At 38.3% G+C, this 18,827-nt stretch carries 21 protein-coding genes; 13 read left to right on the top strand and 8 right to left on the bottom strand.

The features are described from left to right. Positions 1-62 precede the first annotated feature (62 nt). The 3 genes from AC1M9M_RS02465 (at position 63) to AC1M9M_RS02455 (ending at position 2,978) form a co-directional block, all read left to right on the top strand. Positions 63-962: a lysozyme inhibitor LprI family protein gene (locus AC1M9M_RS02465; RefSeq protein WP_481589789.1), complete on the top strand. Its 900-nt coding sequence runs from the start codon at positions 63-65 to the stop codon at positions 960-962. A gap of 128 nt (positions 963-1,090) precedes the next feature. Beyond that, a complete protein-coding gene (locus AC1M9M_RS02460; RefSeq protein ID WP_035265899.1) occupies positions 1,091-2,116 on the top strand; it encodes a lysozyme inhibitor LprI family protein in 1,026 nt (341 codons plus the stop codon). An 85-nt stretch (positions 2,117-2,201) separates the two neighbouring features. After that, complete coding sequence (locus tag AC1M9M_RS02455; RefSeq protein WP_092766132.1) at positions 2,202-2,978, top strand: Rossmann-like and DUF2520 domain-containing protein; 777 nt, start codon at positions 2,202-2,204, stop codon at positions 2,976-2,978. A gap of 29 nt (positions 2,979-3,007) precedes the next feature. Here AC1M9M_RS02455 and trmB read toward each other — a convergent pair whose 3' ends face one another. After that, on the bottom strand, positions 3,008-3,724 hold the full coding sequence (gene trmB, locus AC1M9M_RS02450) for a tRNA (guanosine(46)-N7)-methyltransferase TrmB (RefSeq protein ID WP_035265903.1): 717 nt from the start codon (positions 3,722-3,724) through the stop codon (positions 3,008-3,010). Positions 3,725-3,934: 210 nt separating this feature from the next. Between trmB and AC1M9M_RS02445 the strand changes: the two genes are divergently transcribed. Next, positions 3,935-6,397, top strand: a complete 2,463-nt coding sequence (locus AC1M9M_RS02445) for an ExeM/NucH family extracellular endonuclease (protein ID WP_481595503.1) — start codon at positions 3,935-3,937, stop codon at positions 6,395-6,397. Positions 6,398-6,432: 35 nt separating this feature from the next. Here the strand turns inward: AC1M9M_RS02445 and AC1M9M_RS02440 are convergent, their stop codons facing one another. Then, positions 6,433-7,878, bottom strand: coding sequence for a SulP family inorganic anion transporter (locus AC1M9M_RS02440; protein ID WP_481589793.1), 1,446 nt, complete (start codon positions 7,876-7,878; stop codon positions 6,433-6,435). A gap of 209 nt (positions 7,879-8,087) precedes the next feature. Between AC1M9M_RS02440 and AC1M9M_RS02435 the strand changes: the two genes are divergently transcribed. Together AC1M9M_RS02435 and AC1M9M_RS02430 are read left to right on the top strand one after the other, a co-directional pair. Next, positions 8,088-8,699 carry a glutathione binding-like protein gene (locus AC1M9M_RS02435; protein ID WP_092766135.1) on the top strand — a complete coding sequence of 204 codons (612 nt, stop codon included), beginning with the start codon at positions 8,088-8,090 and terminating at the stop codon, positions 8,697-8,699. Positions 8,700-8,963: 264 nt separating this feature from the next. Beyond that, positions 8,964-9,623 (top strand): glutathione S-transferase family protein, encoded by a 660-nt coding sequence (locus AC1M9M_RS02430; RefSeq protein WP_481595502.1) that lies wholly within the window; start codon positions 8,964-8,966, stop codon positions 9,621-9,623. 31 nt (positions 9,624-9,654) lie between these two features. Here the strand turns inward: AC1M9M_RS02430 and AC1M9M_RS02425 are convergent, their stop codons facing one another. From AC1M9M_RS02425 to AC1M9M_RS02405, 5 genes are all read right to left on the bottom strand, one after another. After that, complete coding sequence (locus tag AC1M9M_RS02425) at positions 9,655-10,440, bottom strand: thiazole synthase (RefSeq protein WP_092766137.1); 786 nt, start codon at positions 10,438-10,440, stop codon at positions 9,655-9,657. A gap of 12 nt (positions 10,441-10,452) precedes the next feature. Continuing rightward, positions 10,453-10,650 carry a sulfur carrier protein ThiS gene (gene thiS, locus AC1M9M_RS02420; RefSeq protein WP_035265912.1) on the bottom strand — a complete coding sequence of 66 codons (198 nt, stop codon included), beginning with the start codon at positions 10,648-10,650 and terminating at the stop codon, positions 10,453-10,455. 15 nt (positions 10,651-10,665) lie between these two features. Next, positions 10,666-11,031 carry a DUF423 domain-containing protein gene (locus AC1M9M_RS02415; RefSeq protein ID WP_035265913.1) on the bottom strand — a complete coding sequence of 122 codons (366 nt, stop codon included), beginning with the start codon at positions 11,029-11,031 and terminating at the stop codon, positions 10,666-10,668. A gap of 117 nt (positions 11,032-11,148) precedes the next feature. Further along, positions 11,149-12,018 carry an RNA polymerase sigma factor RpoH gene (gene rpoH / locus AC1M9M_RS02410; RefSeq protein ID WP_035265916.1) on the bottom strand — a complete coding sequence of 290 codons (870 nt, stop codon included), beginning with the start codon at positions 12,016-12,018 and terminating at the stop codon, positions 11,149-11,151. A 141-nt stretch (positions 12,019-12,159) separates the two neighbouring features. Further along, positions 12,160-12,381 (bottom strand): sulfurtransferase TusA family protein, encoded by a 222-nt coding sequence (locus tag AC1M9M_RS02405; RefSeq protein WP_035265917.1) that lies wholly within the window; start codon positions 12,379-12,381, stop codon positions 12,160-12,162. 387 nt (positions 12,382-12,768) lie between these two features. Between AC1M9M_RS02405 and AC1M9M_RS02400 the strand changes: the two genes are divergently transcribed. Beyond that, complete coding sequence (locus AC1M9M_RS02400; protein ID WP_004824348.1) at positions 12,769-12,981, top strand: cold-shock protein; 213 nt, start codon at positions 12,769-12,771, stop codon at positions 12,979-12,981. A 106-nt stretch (positions 12,982-13,087) separates the two neighbouring features. Continuing rightward, positions 13,088-14,239, top strand: a complete 1,152-nt coding sequence (gene rhlB, locus AC1M9M_RS02395; RefSeq protein WP_481595501.1) for an ATP-dependent RNA helicase RhlB — start codon at positions 13,088-13,090, stop codon at positions 14,237-14,239. Between the two features lie 50 nt (positions 14,240-14,289). On the opposite strand, the gene AC1M9M_RS02390 is transcribed toward rhlB, so the two are convergent. Beyond that, positions 14,290-14,673: a hypothetical protein gene (locus AC1M9M_RS02390; protein ID WP_481595500.1), complete on the bottom strand. Its 384-nt coding sequence runs from the start codon at positions 14,671-14,673 to the stop codon at positions 14,290-14,292. A gap of 229 nt (positions 14,674-14,902) precedes the next feature. Between AC1M9M_RS02390 and AC1M9M_RS02385 the strand changes: the two genes are divergently transcribed. The 5 genes from AC1M9M_RS02385 to gspM all read left to right on the top strand — a co-directional run bounded on the left by AC1M9M_RS02385 (position 14,903) and on the right by gspM (position 18,798). Beyond that, positions 14,903-15,478: a nitroreductase family protein gene (locus AC1M9M_RS02385; protein ID WP_481586680.1), complete on the top strand. Its 576-nt coding sequence runs from the start codon at positions 14,903-14,905 to the stop codon at positions 15,476-15,478. A gap of 53 nt (positions 15,479-15,531) precedes the next feature. Further along, positions 15,532-16,605: an NAD(P)H-dependent glycerol-3-phosphate dehydrogenase gene (locus AC1M9M_RS02380; protein ID WP_092766141.1), complete on the top strand. Its 1,074-nt coding sequence runs from the start codon at positions 15,532-15,534 to the stop codon at positions 16,603-16,605. A gap of 73 nt (positions 16,606-16,678) precedes the next feature. Further along, positions 16,679-17,134, top strand: coding sequence for a SixA phosphatase family protein (locus tag AC1M9M_RS02375; protein WP_092766142.1), 456 nt, complete (start codon positions 16,679-16,681; stop codon positions 17,132-17,134). Between the two features lie 42 nt (positions 17,135-17,176). Next, positions 17,177-18,319, top strand: coding sequence for a type II secretion system protein GspL (gspL, locus tag AC1M9M_RS02370; RefSeq protein WP_481595499.1), 1,143 nt, complete (start codon positions 17,177-17,179; stop codon positions 18,317-18,319). Next, the gene (gene gspM / locus AC1M9M_RS02365) at positions 18,319-18,798 is read left to right on the top strand and encodes a type II secretion system protein GspM (RefSeq protein WP_035268769.1); all 480 of its coding nucleotides are present in this window, start codon (positions 18,319-18,321) and stop codon (positions 18,796-18,798) included. The genes gspL and gspM overlap by 1 nt, the downstream gene beginning before the upstream one ends. The last annotated feature ends 29 nt before the right edge of the window (positions 18,799-18,827 follow it).

Below are 18,827 nucleotides of genomic sequence, written 5' to 3'. Positions count from 1 at the left end.
AGAATCAAAACAAAACCAATGAGGTTTGGTATCAAGAGCTTGAGTTTGATTGGGGGAGTAGCATGAAACTTCGGATGAAAACATTGACCACATTGTGCATGGTTGGTGCATTGTCAGGATGCCAACAAGTGTATTCAATCATGTATGCTTTTAATCGTTGTGATCAACCTGAAGTGCAATTAAAACTCGAACAAGTCATCCATAAAGACATCGCGAATATCTCAGCGACTCAACTCAAAAGTATTATAGAAAATGATCAAGTTATTATAGATGGTCAACTCTTACAGCGTAGTTTGAAACCAGTTCAATTTAAAATTGAAAACATTGATAAAATAAAGAAAATGAGATCCTCTGATCAGACGATGTGTACAGCAAGAGTCACTGCTGAACTACCATCAAATTATCTGACGGATGCTGATGTATCGCGCGCATTAAATCGAGAGTCAAATGTTTTAGAATCAGCTGCACTTTCTCAATTAAACTTTGAGAACAATCAGATTTCTACTGAGTTAAATTATAGTGTACGAATTTCAGAGCATGAAGTAACTGTACAATTGGTGAATGCACTACATTTCACCAGTTTTATGCAAAAAGTTCTAATAGATGCCCATTTAAAACCATCACGTTTGACGGCTTTAGTGTTAGATCGTCAAAAGAAACAAGCACTTTTAAATCAGCAAAATAAAACATCAGATGATTATCAATCCATTCTTATTGCTGAAGCACAACTTAAATTAGATCAAGCCAATGAAGATCTAAATTCTGTATGGAGTAGAGCTTCACTTCAAGCACGCCAAAAAATACAATACGAGCAAGAACTGTGGGCAAAAAAGCGTAATTTAGAATGTAAATTAAATAGTGAAGGCGCCGATAATCCTGAAGTTTTTCGATTGAATTGCGAAACAAATATGGCGATTAGTCGAACATCTGAATTACAGCAAAAAATTTTCACTCTAAGTTAGGCATTGATTAAACAGGGTTGTTGAGCGTTAGCTTTTACGCATCGAATTTTAAAAAAATAAAAATGTGATGGAGTTGTTGTTTTTTATTTGATTAAATATGTCAAAATTATAAATATGCGGTATAAAAAATGACGTATAAGATTAAATTGGCTTTGATTATCTCTACCATCTTCGTTGCAGGTTGTGATCTGAATAAGAAAAGCAAAGACACCTCACAGAATGTAGAAATTGCTGATTGGAGTTGTACTTCTCCTACGAATGTCAAAGAAATTGAACGCTTTGCGCAACAGGAATATAACAACATTTTAGATCGTCGTTTAAAAGCAACAGATCAGTATGAGTCAGATTTAAAATTACTTTCCCAAATCAACTCATCGCTTAGATTTGAACTCAAGTCGATTACAACAACGAGTGATCCTTCAAATGCAACAAACAAATTGACGTGTTCAAGCCAGTTGGTTATCCACCTGCCGAAGGGGCTTCAACGTCGTGCTGAAAATGCATACCTTGAAAAACCTTGCGAATACGAATGTGAACATGACGAAGGTAGTTATACGCTCCAACATTGGATTAATGATGTTCATGGCAATATCAGTTATGGGCAAGATAAGCTCACAGGCACTTTGAATTATGAGATTACCAAGACGGATAAAGAAGGTTTAATGCTGAGTGTGCAACCTGATAATGCATTGTTAGATATTGCTGCAAGTATGACGAGATATGCTGTTCAATTTGAAGCATTTCGTAAAGCAAATCAGAATGAATCAAAAGCTTACGAAGAGTATGAGGCTGTTCAACAAAAACAAAAGGCCTTGGCACTCAAAGCTATGCAATTGAGAAAATCTGATTTAGATAAAGAGCAAGCAAGAGCTGTCGAGCGACTTAATTTAACTTGGGATAATTTGAGCGGCGAACAAAAAGAGCAGCTAAAGAGCGATCAAACTGAATGGTTCGAACGTCGTGACGTGGACTGTAAAGTGGTCTCTCAAAAGTCAATTGAAAGTATCCCAGAAAAAGAACGCGAAACTTATCAGCAACATTATCAATATTGGGACAATGAAATGAATCAAATGAATGTTGAGATGCAATATTCTAAATGTTTCATTCAAAAGACCAATGAGAGAATTGTGTACCTAAACAATGTGTTTAATTAATTCATTACAATATAGCAAAAGGGCGAATTGATTCGCTCTTTTTTTATCGGCATGCTTAGGTATACAGAATATATGTGGAAGCGATATGCGTATTAGTGTGATTGGAGCAGGGCGCGTAGCTCATCATTTGGCTCAGGTATTGAGTCAGCATCATGAGATTGTCCAAGTGTTTAGTCGAGAGCAATCTAAAGCCAATTTGTTGGCGGCTTTAGTAAGAGCTAGACCATGCAATGCAATTGAAGATCTCGAAGACACTGTTGATATTGCATTATTGGTGGTGAGTGATAAGGCAATTGAAGAAGTTGCTGAAAAAGTTGCAAAACAGCTTCCTCAGGCTTTAATTGTACATACGTCTGGCAGTACCCATATCTCTAAAATCACGCAATATCATGAGCGTGCAGGTGTGTTCTATCCACTACAAACCTTTAGCTTTGAAAGTCAAATTGATTGGTTGAGTACGCCAATATTTGTTGAAGCGATGAGCGACCAGGATTTAGCATCCTTGACTCAAATGGCAAAAGAGTTGAGTCAAAAGGTTTATCAATATGACTCAACACAGCGCTTGAGTTTGCATTTAGCAGCTGTCTTCGCGTGTAACTTTACCAACTACTGCTATGACGTCGCTAAGCAGCTCGTAGATGCACAAAAAGTCGATTTTAATTTATTGTACCCATTGATTTTGGAAACTGCGAAAAAAGCGACTTTAAATCCCCCAAAACAGGTGCAAACTGGTCCAGCGATGCGTGGTGATCAAAACATTATCCATATGCATCAAGAGATGCTGGCGCAGGCTGGACGTACGGATTTAAGCCAAGTGTATAGTGTGGTGAGTGATCAAATTTATAAAAGACAATCAGAATAAAAAAACAGGACTTAAGTCCTGTTTTTTTATTATTGAATCTTTTTAAATAAGAAGTCGTTAATTTTATGGCCTTCTTCAATTCCACGACGTTCAAACTTAGTTTGAGGACGCCAGTCAGGACGAGGATAACTGTTACCTTTACCCGCCATATTTTCTAAACGAGGGCGGTTATCTAATACATCTAACATCCATTCTGCATAGGGTTCCCAATCGGTCGCAGCATGGAATGTTCCACCCATTTCAAGTTTTTCTTCAACTAAAGGCATACGATCGTGTGAGACGAAGCGACGTTTATGGTGACGTTTTTTCTGCCAAGGATCGGGGAAATAAAGTTGAATTGCATTGATACTGTTATCTGGCATTTCACGCAAAACTTGAATTGCATCCGCATCAAGTAAACGTAAGTTTGTCAAACCAGCCATACCCGCTTCATATACACATTGTGCAATGCCGGGAACATGTACTTCGATGCCGACATAATTGCGTTCAGGATTGGCTTTTGCCATAAGTACAAGAGAGCGCCCCATACCGAAACCGATTTCAACCGTCAATGGACGTTCAGGATGCTCAAATTGCTGACGTAAATCACCAACAGGATATTCCAAAATTAAGTGACCATATTGTTCAAGCGCAGTTCGTTGAGAAGTATTCAACGGAGATGAACGGCGCATAAATGTGACAATTTCGCGATGCTCGTTCAAGTTGTCTAATTCTACAACTTGCGGGTCTAATTGATCGTTCGACATAACTTTGGCAAATGAGAAAAAATTCGAATGCGGTATTTTAAGACCTGAGTCTCCTAAGTCAAACCTTTTTCTACCTGAAAGCACTACGTAGCTATCAATGATTTGTCGATCTATTCATGGACTTTTTCAAAATGTCATGAATTGTTCATCTACTTGTCATGCCTGTACACTAGGCTTGGAAAATAATATGAACAATGAATAAGACTTAAAATGAATAAAATAACGCTAAATAAATGGGTGTTCAATAAACTCACATTATCTTTATGTTTGATCGGATTTAGTTCAACGCCGTATGCTGAACTCATGATCAGCCAGTATGTGGATGGTAATAACAACAAGAAAGGTATTGAACTATACAATCCAGATGGAGGTGTTGTTGATTTATCCGCGTATCAATTAAAAATATTTCCGAATGGTCTAACCACCGCGAATTTGACGGTTAAGCTGCAAGGAACTTTAACAGCTCAGCAGCACTTTTTAATTGGACATTCAAATTTAAAAACTGAATTGGGTGAAGCAGTTCAGCAAACTGCTAACCTATCATTTAATGGCGATGATGCAATTGTTCTCTATAAAAACAATGTGGCTGTCGACCGTTTTGGTGCGATTGGAATACAGCAAAACTGGGCAACCGGTTTAAGCTTTGAACGTACAAAGAAAACACATGATGTCGTTTCGATAGATCCATCTGCACCCTTTGAAATTCAAAAAGAGTGGGCTAAATGGTCGGATCGCAATGCTTTTAACCAGTATTTAGCGATTAGTACAAATGAACCAATAGAGCCATCTCCGACGACTCTAAGTTGTAACTCTGCGAATACACCTATCGCTGAACTCTCGCAAGCAGCTAAGAATCAAAACTATACTGTGAAGGGGGTGATTACTGCGGATTATCGTTATGCGAATGGATTCTCAGGTTTCTATATCCAAACCCCTGATGCCAAAGCAAAACCCGATCTAACTAACGCGATTTTTGTATATGCTCCTGCTTCAAGTCCTATAAAAGGAGGAAAAGTCGGAGAAGAAGTCGTTCTTAAAGGTCGATTAACTGAATATCAAAATCAGTTACAGATTGATAATTTATCCGAAAATATTTTAACTTGTAATCAAGCGGCAAGCGCTTGGATAACGCCATTATCAATCGAGTTACCATTTGAGAGTTTAACTAACGCGTCAGGGCATGCGCCAAAGCGTTATCAAGGTATGTTGGTTAAAATCCCTCAAACATTAACGGTAAGTGAAAATTACAATTATGGTCGCTACGGACAACTGTCATTAAGTCTAGGACGTTTGTTTATGCCGACCAATATTTATCCAGCTAAATCAGCAGAAGCAACGGCATTGGCGCAAAAAAATCTTTTGTCCAAAATTGAACTTGATGATGGATATAATGCACAAAATTTAACGCCTACACTGCCAAGTCAGTTTAGTGCTTTAAATACCCTACGTGTAGGTGATCAGTTAAATGCTGTTGAGGGTATTCTAGAATATCGATTTAATTCTTGGCGTATTCAACCTGTACAAGGTCGTACTCAAATCCAAATTAAAGCCAATAACCCGCGGCCACCAATGATTCAGAAAAATTCAAACCAAACCCGTGTCGTGGCTTTCAATGTTTTGAACTATGATAATGGTTTAAATGGTTTTCCAACTGAGCGAGGTGCTAGCAGCAAAGCTGAGTTTGAGAAGCAACATACCAAAATAGTCAGTGCAATGAAAGAAATCGATGCTGATGTATTTGGTTTAATGGAAATTGCGAATAATGGTTATGGTGAAAATAGTGCCATTGCATATTTAACACGAGCACTTGGATCGGAGTGGAAATATATCACTCCGCCAAATTCAAATCGATTAGGTGATGATGCGATTGCTGTTGCGATTATTTACAACAGTAAGCGTGTAAAACCTGTTAACGCTGCTGCAGTGTTTGATGACCAGTCACAAAGAAATCGAGTGACCCTTGCTCAAAGTTTTCAACCAGTGAGTGGCGGTAAAATCTTTACGGTTATTCCGAATCATTTGAAGTCTAAAGGAAGTTGTCCTTCAAATGATCAATCTGCTGATGCGGATCAAGGTGATGGTCAGGGGTGTTGGAATGCGACACGGGTTAAAGCGGTACAACAACTCATGCAGTGGATTGCAAAGAATCCAACGCAAATTACAGGTCATACGAATACGCTCTTGATTGGTGATTTAAATAGTTATGCAAAAGAAGATCCAATTTTGGCTTTAGAGCGTGCTAATTATACGAATGTACTGGCGGACAAGGTTGTAGGGCTCGGTGAACAGGCATATACCTATGTATTTGGTGTCGACAGTAACAAAGCTGGATTTGGTGGAGCAGGTAATTTGGATCATGCTTTAGCTGATGCTTCGCTATTTCCTGCGGTTAAGCGTGCATTTGTATGGCACATCAACGCTGATGAGCCAACGAATCTAGATTATAACGAAGAATTTAAGACTACAGAGCAGAAGTCGCTCTTTTATGCTGATCATGCATTTAGATCATCTGATCATGATCCAGTGATTGTCGACTTAGAACTTAACAGCTCAACAAATGCTGAGCAGCCACAGCGTGACACTAAGTCAGGTGGTGGTTCGTTGAACTGGCTATCCATTTTAGGATTAAGCCTGTTAGCCTTGATTGGTTGGAGACGCAGAAACCATTCCTAAAACTTAGTAGTAAAAAAGAGCCATTTGGCTCTTTTTTAAGTATTTGAGATACGTTCTATCAATGTTACGCTCGCTTGGTTTAAACCAATCACACGTACCTGAGTCCCTTGAGCTTCAAATTTAGCCACGACATTCGCTAACATATTGACAGAAGTGATGTCCCAAATATGAGCATAGCTGAGATCTATTTCTACTTGCTTGATATCTTCTTTGAAATCAAAAAATGCATAAAAAATTTCTGCGCTACTGAAAAATATTTGACCTTTCACCGTATAGTAGCGCACGTGATTTTCTAATTCAGATTGAACTTTTACTTCACTCTCGAGTTTATTAATGAGAAATAGGGCTGACAGAATTACACCAATCAATACGCCTAGAGCAAGGTTATGTGTTGCAAGAACAATCATCACGACAGTAAGCATGACAACATTACTTTGCACGGGATGTTTGCGGAAATTTTTTACTGAATCCCAATTAAATGTGGTGAACGCGACCATGATCATAATGGCGACTAAAGCAGCCATAGGAATATAAGCCAACCAATCTTTAAAGAAGACCACGAGACATAGCAAAAAAACACCAGCCACTAATGTCGATAATCTTGTTCTTGCACCTGAGCTGACATTGATGATGGATTGACCGATCATTGCACATCCAGCCATACCCCCCATAAAGCCACTTACCATGTTCGCGATCCCTTGACCGCGACATTCTTGATGACGATCTCCTTCAGACTCAGTCATTTCATCAATCACAGTCGTAGTCATCATGGTCTCAAGCAAACCAACTGTGGCGAGCGTGAGAGAGTACGGTAAAATAATAAGTAAAGTGTCGAGATTGAATGGAATTTCAGGAACTAAAAATACAGGCAAGGTATCTGGGAATGCACCTAAATCACTAACTGTTCTCATGTCAGCGCCAAGTAGAAGTGCCAATACACTGAGTACAATAATACACACTAATGGCGATGGTATGATTTTTCCGATTTTGGGTAAATAGGGAAATGCGTAAATGACCAATAAACCAATCGCTAAAAATATATAGCCTAAGCTATTCATTTGAGCAATTTCTGGAAATTGAGCGATAAAAATGAGAATCGCTAAAGCATTTAAGAAACCATAGACCACTGACTGGGAAACAAAACGCATGAGTTTTGCGACTTTGAGATATCCAGCGATAATTTGAATTACACCTGTCAGAATCGTAGCTGCCAATAAATATTGTAATCCGTGTTCTTTAACAAGAGTGATCATCAGCAGCGCCATCGCACCTGTAGCAGCCGAAATCATAGCAGTCCTACCACCAAAGAAGGCGATCGTAACAGCTATACAGAATGAGGCATACAGACCTACCTGAGGATCAACGCCAGCTATCGCCGAAAATGCGATTGACTCAGGAATCAAAGCTAAGCCTACGACTAAGCCTGCAAGTACGTCAGTTCGAATGTTAGAAAACCACTGATCTTTCTTTAAATAAATCACAATTTGCCTTTCACAAAGATGTAGCAGCGCTATGGTAAAACATCACACAAATAAAAGCTGAAAAAAGCTTGAAAATTAATTCAATCTGCACAATATTCATAAAGAGATCATCGATGTTTACGCTTGCTTGCAATTTAAAAAACAGTTCTTATTGAAAAAAAGCGTGAAGCAATTTAAAAATGATAGTAGTTAGATAACAAGGAAAAAGTATGAAGTTGTATTATTCGCCAGGTGCATGTTCACTCGCAGCGCATATTATTTTAAATGAAATTAATGTTGATTTTGATTTGGTTCGTGTTGATCTTAAAACTCATACCACTGAAAAAGGCGAAGATTACTTCGCAATTAATCCTAAAGGCTATGTGCCGGCGCTAGAAATTAATCCTGGCTTAATTTTAACGGAAAATGTCGCAATTTTACCATTTTTGGCACAGCATGATCCTGCTCAAGATTTAATCCCACCTTCTGGATTAGGTCGAGCAAAAGTATTAGAGTGGCTTGGTTATCTAAATTCTGAATTACACGATGCTTATGCAGTGTTTTTCGGTGCACCGCTCACGGACGATGCTAAACAAAAAGCGTATGCCGAAGTTGATCGTTTACTGACATTTATTGATAAAACAATTGGTGAATCTAATAATGATTATTTGGTAGATGATAATTTTGGACCTGCAGATGCGTACTTATTTGTACTCACCAATTGGTCTAATCATATTGAACATGACTTGAGTCCTTATAAAAATATTATTCATATACGCAATAAAGTTGCAGAGCGTCAGTCTGTACAGATTGCGATGCGAGATGAAGGATTGATTCCTTAACAGGTAAGGTTTCGTTCCGTTTGTTTCGAGAAAGAGCCGAAAGGCTCTTTTTTTACTCTAAAATTTTCAAAGAAATTTCACAAATATTTTTCAGAAATAGAGAGCATTAAAAAGACAAATTTTTCATCATAATTCGTTTCAGATTCAGTGGTAATTCATTAAATAAGATATCGATATTCATGATATTTTTTGAACTAAACATTATTTAAGTTGCTGATTTAAATCTGATATTTATATTTTGTATTTAAATCGTTGGACTAAAAAATGAGTTTGAAATTATATTATTACAACGAATTAGGTAACAGTTATAAAGTACGTCTGTTAGCAGCATTATTGAAAGTGGATCTTGAAATTGTAGAACTAGATTATTTCAGTGATGAACAGCATAGTGAGAAATTTTTAAAAATTAATCCTAAAGGCGAAGTGCCAGCATTAGTAGATGGCGATATTGTTTTAACTGATTCTGCCGCAATTTTGGTGTATTTAGCAGGTAAATATTCAGATAAAAACACATGGTGGTCTGAAGATTTAGTAGAACAAGCTAAAATTGTAGATTGGCTTGCCTTTGCTGCCAGTTGGGTGCAATTCGGGGTTTTCACGGCACGCGCGATATTGTCTTTCAAAGGTCCATACAATGGTTTGGGATTAGAAAGTACTGAGCAAACATTTAAAGAGGCGAAAATACGTGGTCACAAATCTTTGGCTATTTTAGATGGTGTGCTCAAAGACCGTGAATGGTTAGCGAATAATAGACCAACTATTGCGGATATCGCAGTGTTTGTCTATGTCGCGTTAGCACCTATGGGTGATATTTCTCTAGAGCCTTATCCAAACGTACGCGCTTGGATTGAAAGAATAAAAGATTTACCTAACTTTATCAAAATTGATGGATTGGATGATCCTTTGTATCGTCGAGTGAGTTAAGAAAAAACCCACTTTAAAAAGTGGGTTTTTTTTATTTAAAAAAGTATCCAGTTTCTGGAGAGCTTGCATTTGCCATACGTTTGCGTGGCATACGACCAGCAAGATAAGCCTCGCGTCCAGCTTCAACGGCTTTTTTCATAGCAGAAGCCATTAGAATCGGATTCTGTGCAGCAGCAATTGCAGTGTTCATGAGTACGCCATCACAACCTAATTCCATCGCAATAGCAGCATCACTAGCTGTACCAACCCCAGCATCCACCAATACAGGGACTTTGGCATTTTCTTTGATGATAGAAATGGTATGTGGATTAAGAATACCTAAACCAGAACCAATTAAACTCCCCAAAGGCATAATAGCGACACAGCCCATACTCTCAAGTTCTTGCGCGACGATAGGATCATCAGAGGTATAAACCATGATTTCAAAACCATCATCGATCAATGTTCTTGCAGCTTTTAAGGTTTCAGTAATATTAGGATAAAGCGTTTTTTCATCACCTAATACTTCAAGCTTGACTAAATTGTGACCATCTAAAAGTTCACGTGCGAGCATACAAGTGCGAATGGCACTATTGGCATCAAAGCAACCAGCTGTATTGGGAAGAATGGTGTATTTTTCCGGTGGAATCACTGAGAGTAGGTTAGGTTGATCTGGATTTTGACCAATGTTTACGCGACGGATTGCAACAGTAACGATCTCAGCACCACTGGCTTGGATTGCTAAGTCAGTTTCCTGCATATCCTTATATTTTCCAGTGCCCACTAATAGTCGTGAACTAAATGAACGTGATCCTATGATCAACGGACTATCTTCCATATTTACTCCGAGTTAACCACCGCCAACAGCATGAATTATTTCTATACGGTCAGCATCTGAAATAGGGGTATCTGCTAGTTTACTTTTTGAAATGATCATTTCATTTTTTTCAACAGCAAATCGTTTACCTTCTAGCGATAATTCTTGAACCAGTTCTAATAAGTTTTGGCATTGCGTTTGAATCGACTCGCCATTTAAAAAAATATTCATCAGATGACCTTCAAATTAATGTTGAATTTTGAATGCTTGCCATGCTAAAAGTAGCCAGCCAATAATCATCAATGCTCCACCAAGAGGTGTAATTGCCCCTAACCCGCGCGGGAGCCCTAAAGCCATGAGATATAGAGATCCACAAAATAAAATGATACCGAACTGGATGAAGATAAAGCTGAATTGAGTTGAAAAGTTTGGAATTATTTTGGGTATGAGTGCGAGTATTAATAATCCAATTGCATGATAAAAGAAATAATCAGTTGCAGTCTGCCACCATGTCAGTTGGGCTTCGGTTGCACGAGCTTTAAGGCCATGAGCGCCGAAAGCACCTAGCATTACGGCAAGCGCTAAATTAATGGCTGATATTGAGATCCACATCAGGTTATTCCCAATCGAAAATTGCGTCATACCATAGCATATATGACGTACGATTTTTTTAAACTTGCATAGCGTAAATACAAAAAAAGAGCTTATAGCTCTTTTTTTGTAATCGTATTAATTTGATGACATGGCGATCTTGATCTTGTCCATGGCATTTTTTTCAAGCTGGCGAATACGTTCAGCGGAAACATTATATTCGGCTGCTAATTCATGCAACGTAGACTTATCATCATCTAACCAGCGGCGCTGTAAAATATTGCGTGAACGATCATCCAGCTGATCCATTGCTTCATGTAAAGCAGAGGTGCTCTGAGATTCATAATCTTCTTCCTCTGCTAAACGAGCAGGGTCATAACGATTATCCTCTAAGTAAAGCGCAGGAGCGACATGAACTGAGCTTTCATCATCTTCATCGGATTGAGCTTCGAAGGCTGCGTCATAAGCTGTTAAACGACCTTCCATTTCAAGAACTTGTTCAGCTGTTACATTTAAATCAGCCGCAATAGATTGCGCTTCCTCGAGCGTTAATTTCTTGCTCGATTTTTTTAAGCTTCTTAAGTTGAAGAACAGTTTACGTTGAGCTTTAGTTGTCGCAATTTTAACAATACGCCAGTTACGAATCACATATTCGTGGATTTCAGCTTTAATCCAATGTACTGCAAAAGAAACTAAGCGTACTCCCATATTGGGATCGAAGCGTTTTACGGCTTTCATCAAGCCTAAATTACCTTCTTGGATTAAATCGCCTTGAGGTAAGCCGTAACCTGCGTAACTGCGGGCAATATGCACAACAAAACGAAGGTGGGACATCACCAGCATTTTAGCTGCGTCTAGATCTTGGTCATAAAAATAACGTTCAGCTAACTCTTTTTCTTGTTCAGCTGTCAAAATAGGGATCTGATTTACAGTACTAATGTAAGCACCTAAATTGACCCCGGGCGCAGACAATGACAGGGGCATCAATTGATTGCTGCTGTCAGTCATGAGTACTCCTTATAGGAAAATAGTTTAAAAAACCAATTACATTCATCTTAATCCTTATAGCATACAGAATTAAGCGGATTTGGGTAGTGAAATGTAAATTTAAATACAATATTTATCCATGATTAATTTAGATGAAAACACCTAAGATTCAATCACGTAATGAAATTCAGAATCCGAAACTTGTTTAAATGCGCATGTCAATTTATGTAGCTGACAATAACGTTGAATATCGATTTGACTGTTCGGATCTGAAGCTTTTAATAAAAATTGCTGAGGTGCACTATTTTGTTTCATCGATTTCTTAAGTAGCAGTAAAGGTAAAGGGCAAGGTTTACCCATCGCATCGATTAACACTTGAGACATAGTAAAACACGAGATTGAATAATAAAGTTGGTCATTATTCTAGCAAAAGTGTGACTTAAGAATAAAATTAAATGATTTAGATGAACTGTTCAAATAAAGTGCAATTTTTGCACTAAATTTGTGTGATTAATATACAAGTTTTAGTTAGATAATTAGCTAAAATTTTTCTATTAATTGTGTTGTACCCATGTTAAGCTCAATGCGTACTTAAGGATTGCGTAGAGAAATTTGTTCTCTAAGCCTTATTTATAATGGATATAACCGGGATTTTGTTAATAGTTTTACAGAATGATTACAAGCTTTGAAATAAAAAATGTTTTAAAATTTGTTTGCTCTGCTGTTTGCAACACCGGGTGGTCCCTTTTCTTACCAACTGAGGATTAACTTATGACAGCTCGCGAACAAGGCGTTGTTAAGTGGTTTAACGATACTAAAGGTTTTGGCTTTATTCAACGCGCAGGCGGTGATGACGTATTCGTTCATTTCCGTGCTATTCAAGGTGAAGGCCACCGTTCACTTCGTGACGGTCAACGCGTAGAATTCAGCGTTGTGCAAGGTCAAAAAGGTTTTCAAGCTGAAGAAGTTCAGCCTTTAGACTAATCCTACTTTTCACTGAAAATTAGGTTGCGCTCCAATTTTGATAAATTGGGGCGTTTTTTGTTTATACTATAGACCATTATCAAATATTGATTGTAGAGCCCCTTATATGTCATCAGGTTTCGAAACCCTTAATTTACATCCGCAACTTAAGCAAGCGATTGATGCTTTAGGGTTTAATGAAATGACCCCCATTCAACAGAAAGTATTGAAATATACGTTGGCAGGGCATGATGCAATTGGACGTGCACAAACAGGCACAGGAAAAACCGCAGCATTCTTAATTAGTGTTATTAATGATTTATTGAACAATCCGATACAAACACAGCGATATCGTGGTGAACCCCGTGCTCTAATTTTGGCGCCAACGCGAGAGCTTGCGATTCAAATTGAAAACGATGCACGTGATCTGACTAAATTTACCGACTTAAATGTTGTGACTTTGGTGGGTGGCGTAGATTTTGATAAGCAAAAAAAACAACTGGATGAAAATTTCGTTGATATTCTTGTCGCGACACCAGGTCGTTTGATTGATTTCACTGAACAAAAAGAAATTTGGTTGGATCAAATTGAATTTTTAGTTATTGATGAGGCAGATCGTTTACTGGATATGGGGTTTATTCCTTCTGTTAAACGCATTGTGCGATTCTCTCCACGCAAAGAACAACGTCAAACGTTAATGTTCTCTGCTACGTTTAGTTATGATGTACTCAATCTTGCTCAACAATGGTTATTTGAACCTGTTACTGTCGAAATTGAGCCTGAGAAAAAAACCAATGCTGACGTAGAGCAACGTGTTTATGTAGTTGGGAAATCGGATAAATACAAATTGCTACAAGAAATATTGCGTGATGAGCCCATTGAAAAAGTCATGATATTTGCAAATCGCCGTGATCAGGTCCGTAAGCTGTATGATCATCTTAAGCATGATGGTTACAAAGTAGTGATGTTATCTGGTGAAATCGCGCAAGATAAACGTTTAAAGATGTTGGATCAGTTTAAAAATGGCAAACACAACATTATGATCGCAACTGATGTGGCTGGTCGAGGTATTCATGTGGATGGTGTGTCACACGTGATTAATTTTACTCTGCCTGAGCAGTCTGATGATTATGTACACCGTATAGGTCGTACAGGTCGAGCAGGAACAAGAGGGGTGAGTATCAGTTTCTTGTCAGAAGATGATGCTTTTTATTTACCTGAGATAGAAAAAGCGATTGGTCAAAAGATTCCATTGACACGTTTAGATGGTTATTGCTAATTGCTCAATAAAAAAAAGTCCCATCAAAGGGACTTTTTTTATAGGAAATTTTAGCGGGTTGAATTACAGCTGAAGGTGATTGTAGTTTGGTAGTCAGTGTCTTTTTCGATTGTATTTTTAGTGCCGATCACAGAGCCAAGAACTGATGAAGCTGCAGTAATGAGTTTACCAGTCTGTTCATCCACAACACCTTTTAGTGCGCCGTTATATTCAGTTTTTTCGTCAATTAAGACAGGCGCAGAATTCTTACCACAAGTTTTGTTCGCGGCAGAAATTGCATTATTTTTTGCAAGAACTTGGGTTTTGCCTAATCCTGACACTTCATATTGATTGTTTGGTTTTTGAATAGCAAGTGTTTCAGTAGGTGTTGATGCACAAGCACTCAGGAGAATTGTTGCAGTAGCTACAGAAGCCAATGTCATTAATTTTTTCATTTTTTTTTCCTCTAGCGTTGCAATATTAAGTTTGGAGCTCAGTCATGTATGCTAGGGCTTAAATTCCAAAGAATTAAGCATGTTTTGTATCGATTTTGAAGTGAAATACCTGATTTCTGTTTGATTGTAATCATGCTGGATGCATTGTGTATAAGTATAACTGTAGAGTAGTTTTCAATGTTTATGCTAAGCTTAAGTACATAGTGTTAGTTTAAAGATTAGTCTTCAAATGTCAGATCAATTTTCTCAAGTAGTGCATGACAATATTCATCAGCGTCAATCCGTTGGTCATTTGGTAGAACCTCATCCTAACGCAGAACAATTAGAATTAGCTTTTCAAGCAGCTTTAACCGCGCCTGATCATCATCGTCTGAAACCGACACAATTTATTGTTGTGAAAGGAGAGCAACGAGAAGCATTTGGAGTTTTACTCAGTGAAGCAGTAGCAGACCTTGGTGAAACTGATTCAATTCAAATTGAACGCGCACGTCAGCATCCTATGCGTGCACCTATGCTGATTATCGCTGTAACACGATTTCATGATCATGCGAAAGTTCCATATTTTGAACAAACTTTAAGTTCAGGTGCTGCAATACAAAATCTTTTGCTCAGTTTACAAGCTCAGGGTTTCAATACCATGTGGCGCAGTGGTGCTGTTGTGGAGTCGGATCTATTTAAAAGAAAGTTAGGGCTACAAACGCATGATTTAATTTCAGGTATCATTTATGTAGGGACTGCTTTTAAGGCGATTGCACCACGCGCTGAGATTGAAACAGATGCATTCGTCAGTTTTTGGCAGCCGTAATTGCAACATTGCAAATTTAACGATTAGAAAAAGAATGTTTAGGATTTAAAAGAATGTCGGAATTAAAGTTTTCAGATTTGGTCGAGCCAGTTGCAATTGATCATAAAACAGCCTTGCGTGTTACGATTCTTGGTGGTGGTAGTTTTGGTACAGCCATGGCGAATACGGCAGTGCGAAATGGTTGTGACACCATGATTTGGATTCGTGATGAGGAAATTGCGAATGAAATCAATCGAACACATGTTAATTCAAGATATTTGCCGGATTACAACCTTGAGCCAGCATTAAAAGCAGAATCCAATCTTGAAAAGGCTGTTCGAGATCGAGACATTATTTTGGTCGCTATTCCGAGCCATTCATTCCGAGATGTACTCAAACAGATCAAGCCCTTTATCACTGCTCAGGCGGTTGTATCACTCACAAAAGGGATCGAAGCTAAAACCTTTAGTTTCATGAGTGATATTATTCGTGAAGAGCTTCCAGAAGTACCTTATGGCGTCCTTTCGGGCCCAAATTTAGCGAAAGAAATTATGTCAGGAATGCCTGCTGGAACAGTGATTGCCAGCCATTCTGAATTGGTGAGATATGCAGTGCAGCAAGCATTACACAGTGCACTATTTCGTGTATTTGGAAGCGATGATGTACATGGCGTGGAGCTTGGAGGCGCACTTAAAAATATCTATGCTGTCGCAATGGGGATGGCTGCAGCCTACAACGTTGGCGAAAATACCAAAAGCATGATTTTGACACGTGCGTTGGCGGAAATGAGTCGCTTCGCTGTACAGCTAGGTGCAAATCCACTGACATTCTTAGGTTTGTCTGGTGTTGGCGATTTATTCGCAACGTGTAATAGTCCCTTAAGTCGAAATTATCAAGTTGGATTTGCTTTAGGTTCAGGTAAAACCTTAGAGCAGGCAACGACGGAACTGGGGCAAACAGCTGAAGGGATTAATACCATTGTGCAAGTGAATGCAAGAGCCAAAGAGCTTGATGTCTATATGCCAATCACCACAGCACTCTATGAAGTGATTTATGAAGGTGCACCACCATTACATATTGCATTATCTTTGATGAAGAATGGTCATCGAAGTGATGTTGAATTCGTATTGCCGCATCATAAAGTTTAAGATTAATGAATGGTTTATCATCATTGTCATAATGTTTAGATATGATGGATGACACATGGTTTAGGGATAACAAATGCAACTCACTTTAGTTCGTCATGGTGAAGCCGCTCCACCAATTAATGGTAATGACTCGAAACGACCACTGACCGAGCGGGGTCATATTCAAGCTGAACAAACTGCACACTTTTTAAAAGACATGGTTGCACCTGATATATTTGTAGTGAGTACTTTGCTCAGGGCGCAGGAAACTTTAAAACATATACAGCTATTTTTTCCAAATGTTGAAGTTTTAGTATGTGATAAAATTAAACCTGACGATGATGCTAAAGTTGCAGTTGAGTGGTTATCTCAACTACCTTTTGAGAATATTGTGGTTGTATGTCATATGAATGTTGTGGCATATATTGAAGAAATTATTACGTCTGAATTTTTTAATCCTTTTGCACTTGCTGAAGCGCGGATTTATGATCAGACAGTCATTGCTGCGGGACTTTCCACAAAATTAAAACATTTTGTACCGTCAGCTTAATAACCATAAGTGTTTAATGAATAAAACGGCAGAATAAAATTAATGTTGTATTTATGGATGCCAGTGTCGAATGGGGTTTGGCTCTGGTCAAATGGTGAAAATTGGAATTCATCAACAACGCTAGAAGAGTTAATTCAAGATACTCAACCGTATCATGGACAAGAAGCTGTTGTATTCTTTTCAAGCCATGATGTGCAAATTATTGAACAGAATATGCCCAAAGCGCAATTCAAGCAAATTGGAAGCGAAGGCGCTAAATATTTACTTGAAGAATATACCATTCACTCCATTGATCAGATGAAAGTGCTTACTCAATTTGAGGCACCAGATCAATTGTCAGTAATGGGGATCAGTCAATACCAAGTTCAAACAATGCAACATGCTCTGAACTTGATTCCGGTGAAAGTGGTTGCGCTATTACCCGATTTTTTGGTCTTACCAGTGCCAGAAAAGGGACAAACCATTTTAGCCAATATCCATGGGCATTTATTAGCGAGAACAGGATCAAATCAAGGTTTTGCGATTGATGATTTAGCATTGTTTTTAGATCTACTGCCAAAGCCTATACATATTTTGCATGACCGGTTAAATGATGATCAGATGATGAGTTTGATTCATGCAACGGAACAAAACGAGCGGGAAAGCTTTAATTATTTATTTAAAGCTGAAAAAAAATTAAAGAATCATCCATTCAATGTTTTGCCTAAAGCAAAAAACACAGAGGGTGGAATCTCAGGTTATTGGAAAGCATGTGCAGCACTGCTTGTGGGTTTGCTTGTAGTGCAATTCAGTTATGATCTAGTGCGTTGGGTAAAGTTAAAAAAAGTATCTGATCAAACGGCTTTGGTTGCGGTAGGGCAATATCAATCTTGGTTTGGTCCCAACAGTCGTCTCAATGAGCAAAATTTACGAAGCCAATTTGAAAGTAATTTGCGGATGAGTAAGCCTGCAAATACTGAGGTCTTACAGTTAATCAGTCGTGTAGGTCCGATTTTAATGCAGCATCAAATCATCGCAAATCGTGTTTCCTATGAAGCATCTGGATTGAGTATGGATTTGGTGGCGGACTCATCCGAAAAATTACAAAATCTAATTCAACAAATGAATCAGCAAGGCTTCAAAGCTGAACTTGGGAATGTGCAAACTGAGGATAAAATGGTCGTTGGTTTGGTGAAAGTACAATAATGAAAACTTTAGAAAAATTTCAAAATCAATTTGATCAATTATTTGAAAAGATTGATGACTATTTATCGTCATTGAGTGTGCGTGAGCGTGTACTTGTCATCGCTGCAACGATTATCGTTGTCGTCGCATCAATTGGATCTGCTTTGTGGAAAATGCACGAAGCAGCAGATAATCAGCAAAAAAGATTGAATGAACTGAAAGACACATTGGTGTGGATGCAATCCAATGTGGTGACAATGAAATCTTCAACAGATTTGAGCCTAACACCTTCTGATAAAATTCAGCGTGTGGCACAACAAGCAGGATTATCTGTGGTCACACAACCAAGCGATAATAAATTAATGATCAGTGCTGAGCATGAAAACTACGCGATCCTCGCAAATTTTCTTACCCAATTGGTTCAAATGGGTTTAAGTGTTGAAAAATTGGAACTTATTAAGTCTGGAGCTGCGATTAAATTAACAGCATCAGTACAGTAAGTGGTGAAAATAAACCTATGACAGGCATA

It is taken from the genome of Acinetobacter sp. ANC_7503, assembly GCF_056780035.1.
This window is presented reverse-complemented; position numbering and strand designations above follow the sequence as displayed.

Bases quoted from the DNA above. Each gene is read 5' to 3' on its own strand.
- AC1M9M_RS02445 (WP_481595503.1), top strand. From the start codon at position 3,935: ATGAATAAAATAACGCTAAATAAATGGGTGTTCAATAAACTCACATTA.
- gspL (WP_481595499.1), top strand. From the start codon at position 17,177: ATGTTGTATTTATGGATGCCAGTGTCGAATGGGGTTTGGCTCTGGTCA.
- gspM (WP_035268769.1), top strand. From the start codon at position 18,319: ATGAAAACTTTAGAAAAATTTCAAAATCAATTTGATCAATTATTTGAA.
- AC1M9M_RS02430 (WP_481595502.1), top strand. From the start codon at position 8,964: ATGAGTTTGAAATTATATTATTACAACGAATTAGGTAACAGTTATAAA.
- trmB (WP_035265903.1), bottom strand. From the start codon at position 3,724: ATGTCGAACGATCAATTAGACCCGCAAGTTGTAGAATTAGACAACTTG.
- AC1M9M_RS02415 (WP_035265913.1), bottom strand. From the start codon at position 11,031: ATGTGGATCTCAATATCAGCCATTAATTTAGCGCTTGCCGTAATGCTA.
- rpoH (WP_035265916.1), bottom strand. From the start codon at position 12,018: ATGACTGACAGCAGCAATCAATTGATGCCCCTGTCATTGTCTGCGCCC.
- AC1M9M_RS02465 (WP_481589789.1), top strand. From the start codon at position 63: ATGAAACTTCGGATGAAAACATTGACCACATTGTGCATGGTTGGTGCA.
- AC1M9M_RS02375 (WP_092766142.1), top strand. From the start codon at position 16,679: ATGCAACTCACTTTAGTTCGTCATGGTGAAGCCGCTCCACCAATTAAT.
- AC1M9M_RS02460 (WP_035265899.1), top strand. From the start codon at position 1,091: ATGACGTATAAGATTAAATTGGCTTTGATTATCTCTACCATCTTCGTT.
- AC1M9M_RS02390 (WP_481595500.1), bottom strand. From the start codon at position 14,673: ATGAAAAAATTAATGACATTGGCTTCTGTAGCTACTGCAACAATTCTC.
- AC1M9M_RS02400 (WP_004824348.1), top strand. From the start codon at position 12,769: ATGACAGCTCGCGAACAAGGCGTTGTTAAGTGGTTTAACGATACTAAA.
- thiS (WP_035265912.1), bottom strand. From the start codon at position 10,650: ATGAATATTTTTTTAAATGGCGAGTCGATTCAAACGCAATGCCAAAAC.
- AC1M9M_RS02405 (WP_035265917.1), bottom strand. From the start codon at position 12,381: ATGTCTCAAGTGTTAATCGATGCGATGGGTAAACCTTGCCCTTTACCT.
- AC1M9M_RS02385 (WP_481586680.1), top strand. From the start codon at position 14,903: ATGTCAGATCAATTTTCTCAAGTAGTGCATGACAATATTCATCAGCGT.
- rhlB (WP_481595501.1), top strand. From the start codon at position 13,088: ATGTCATCAGGTTTCGAAACCCTTAATTTACATCCGCAACTTAAGCAA.
- AC1M9M_RS02435 (WP_092766135.1), top strand. From the start codon at position 8,088: ATGAAGTTGTATTATTCGCCAGGTGCATGTTCACTCGCAGCGCATATT.
- AC1M9M_RS02425 (WP_092766137.1), bottom strand. From the start codon at position 10,440: ATGGAAGATAGTCCGTTGATCATAGGATCACGTTCATTTAGTTCACGA.
- AC1M9M_RS02380 (WP_092766141.1), top strand. From the start codon at position 15,532: ATGTCGGAATTAAAGTTTTCAGATTTGGTCGAGCCAGTTGCAATTGAT.
- AC1M9M_RS02455 (WP_092766132.1), top strand. From the start codon at position 2,202: ATGCGTATTAGTGTGATTGGAGCAGGGCGCGTAGCTCATCATTTGGCT.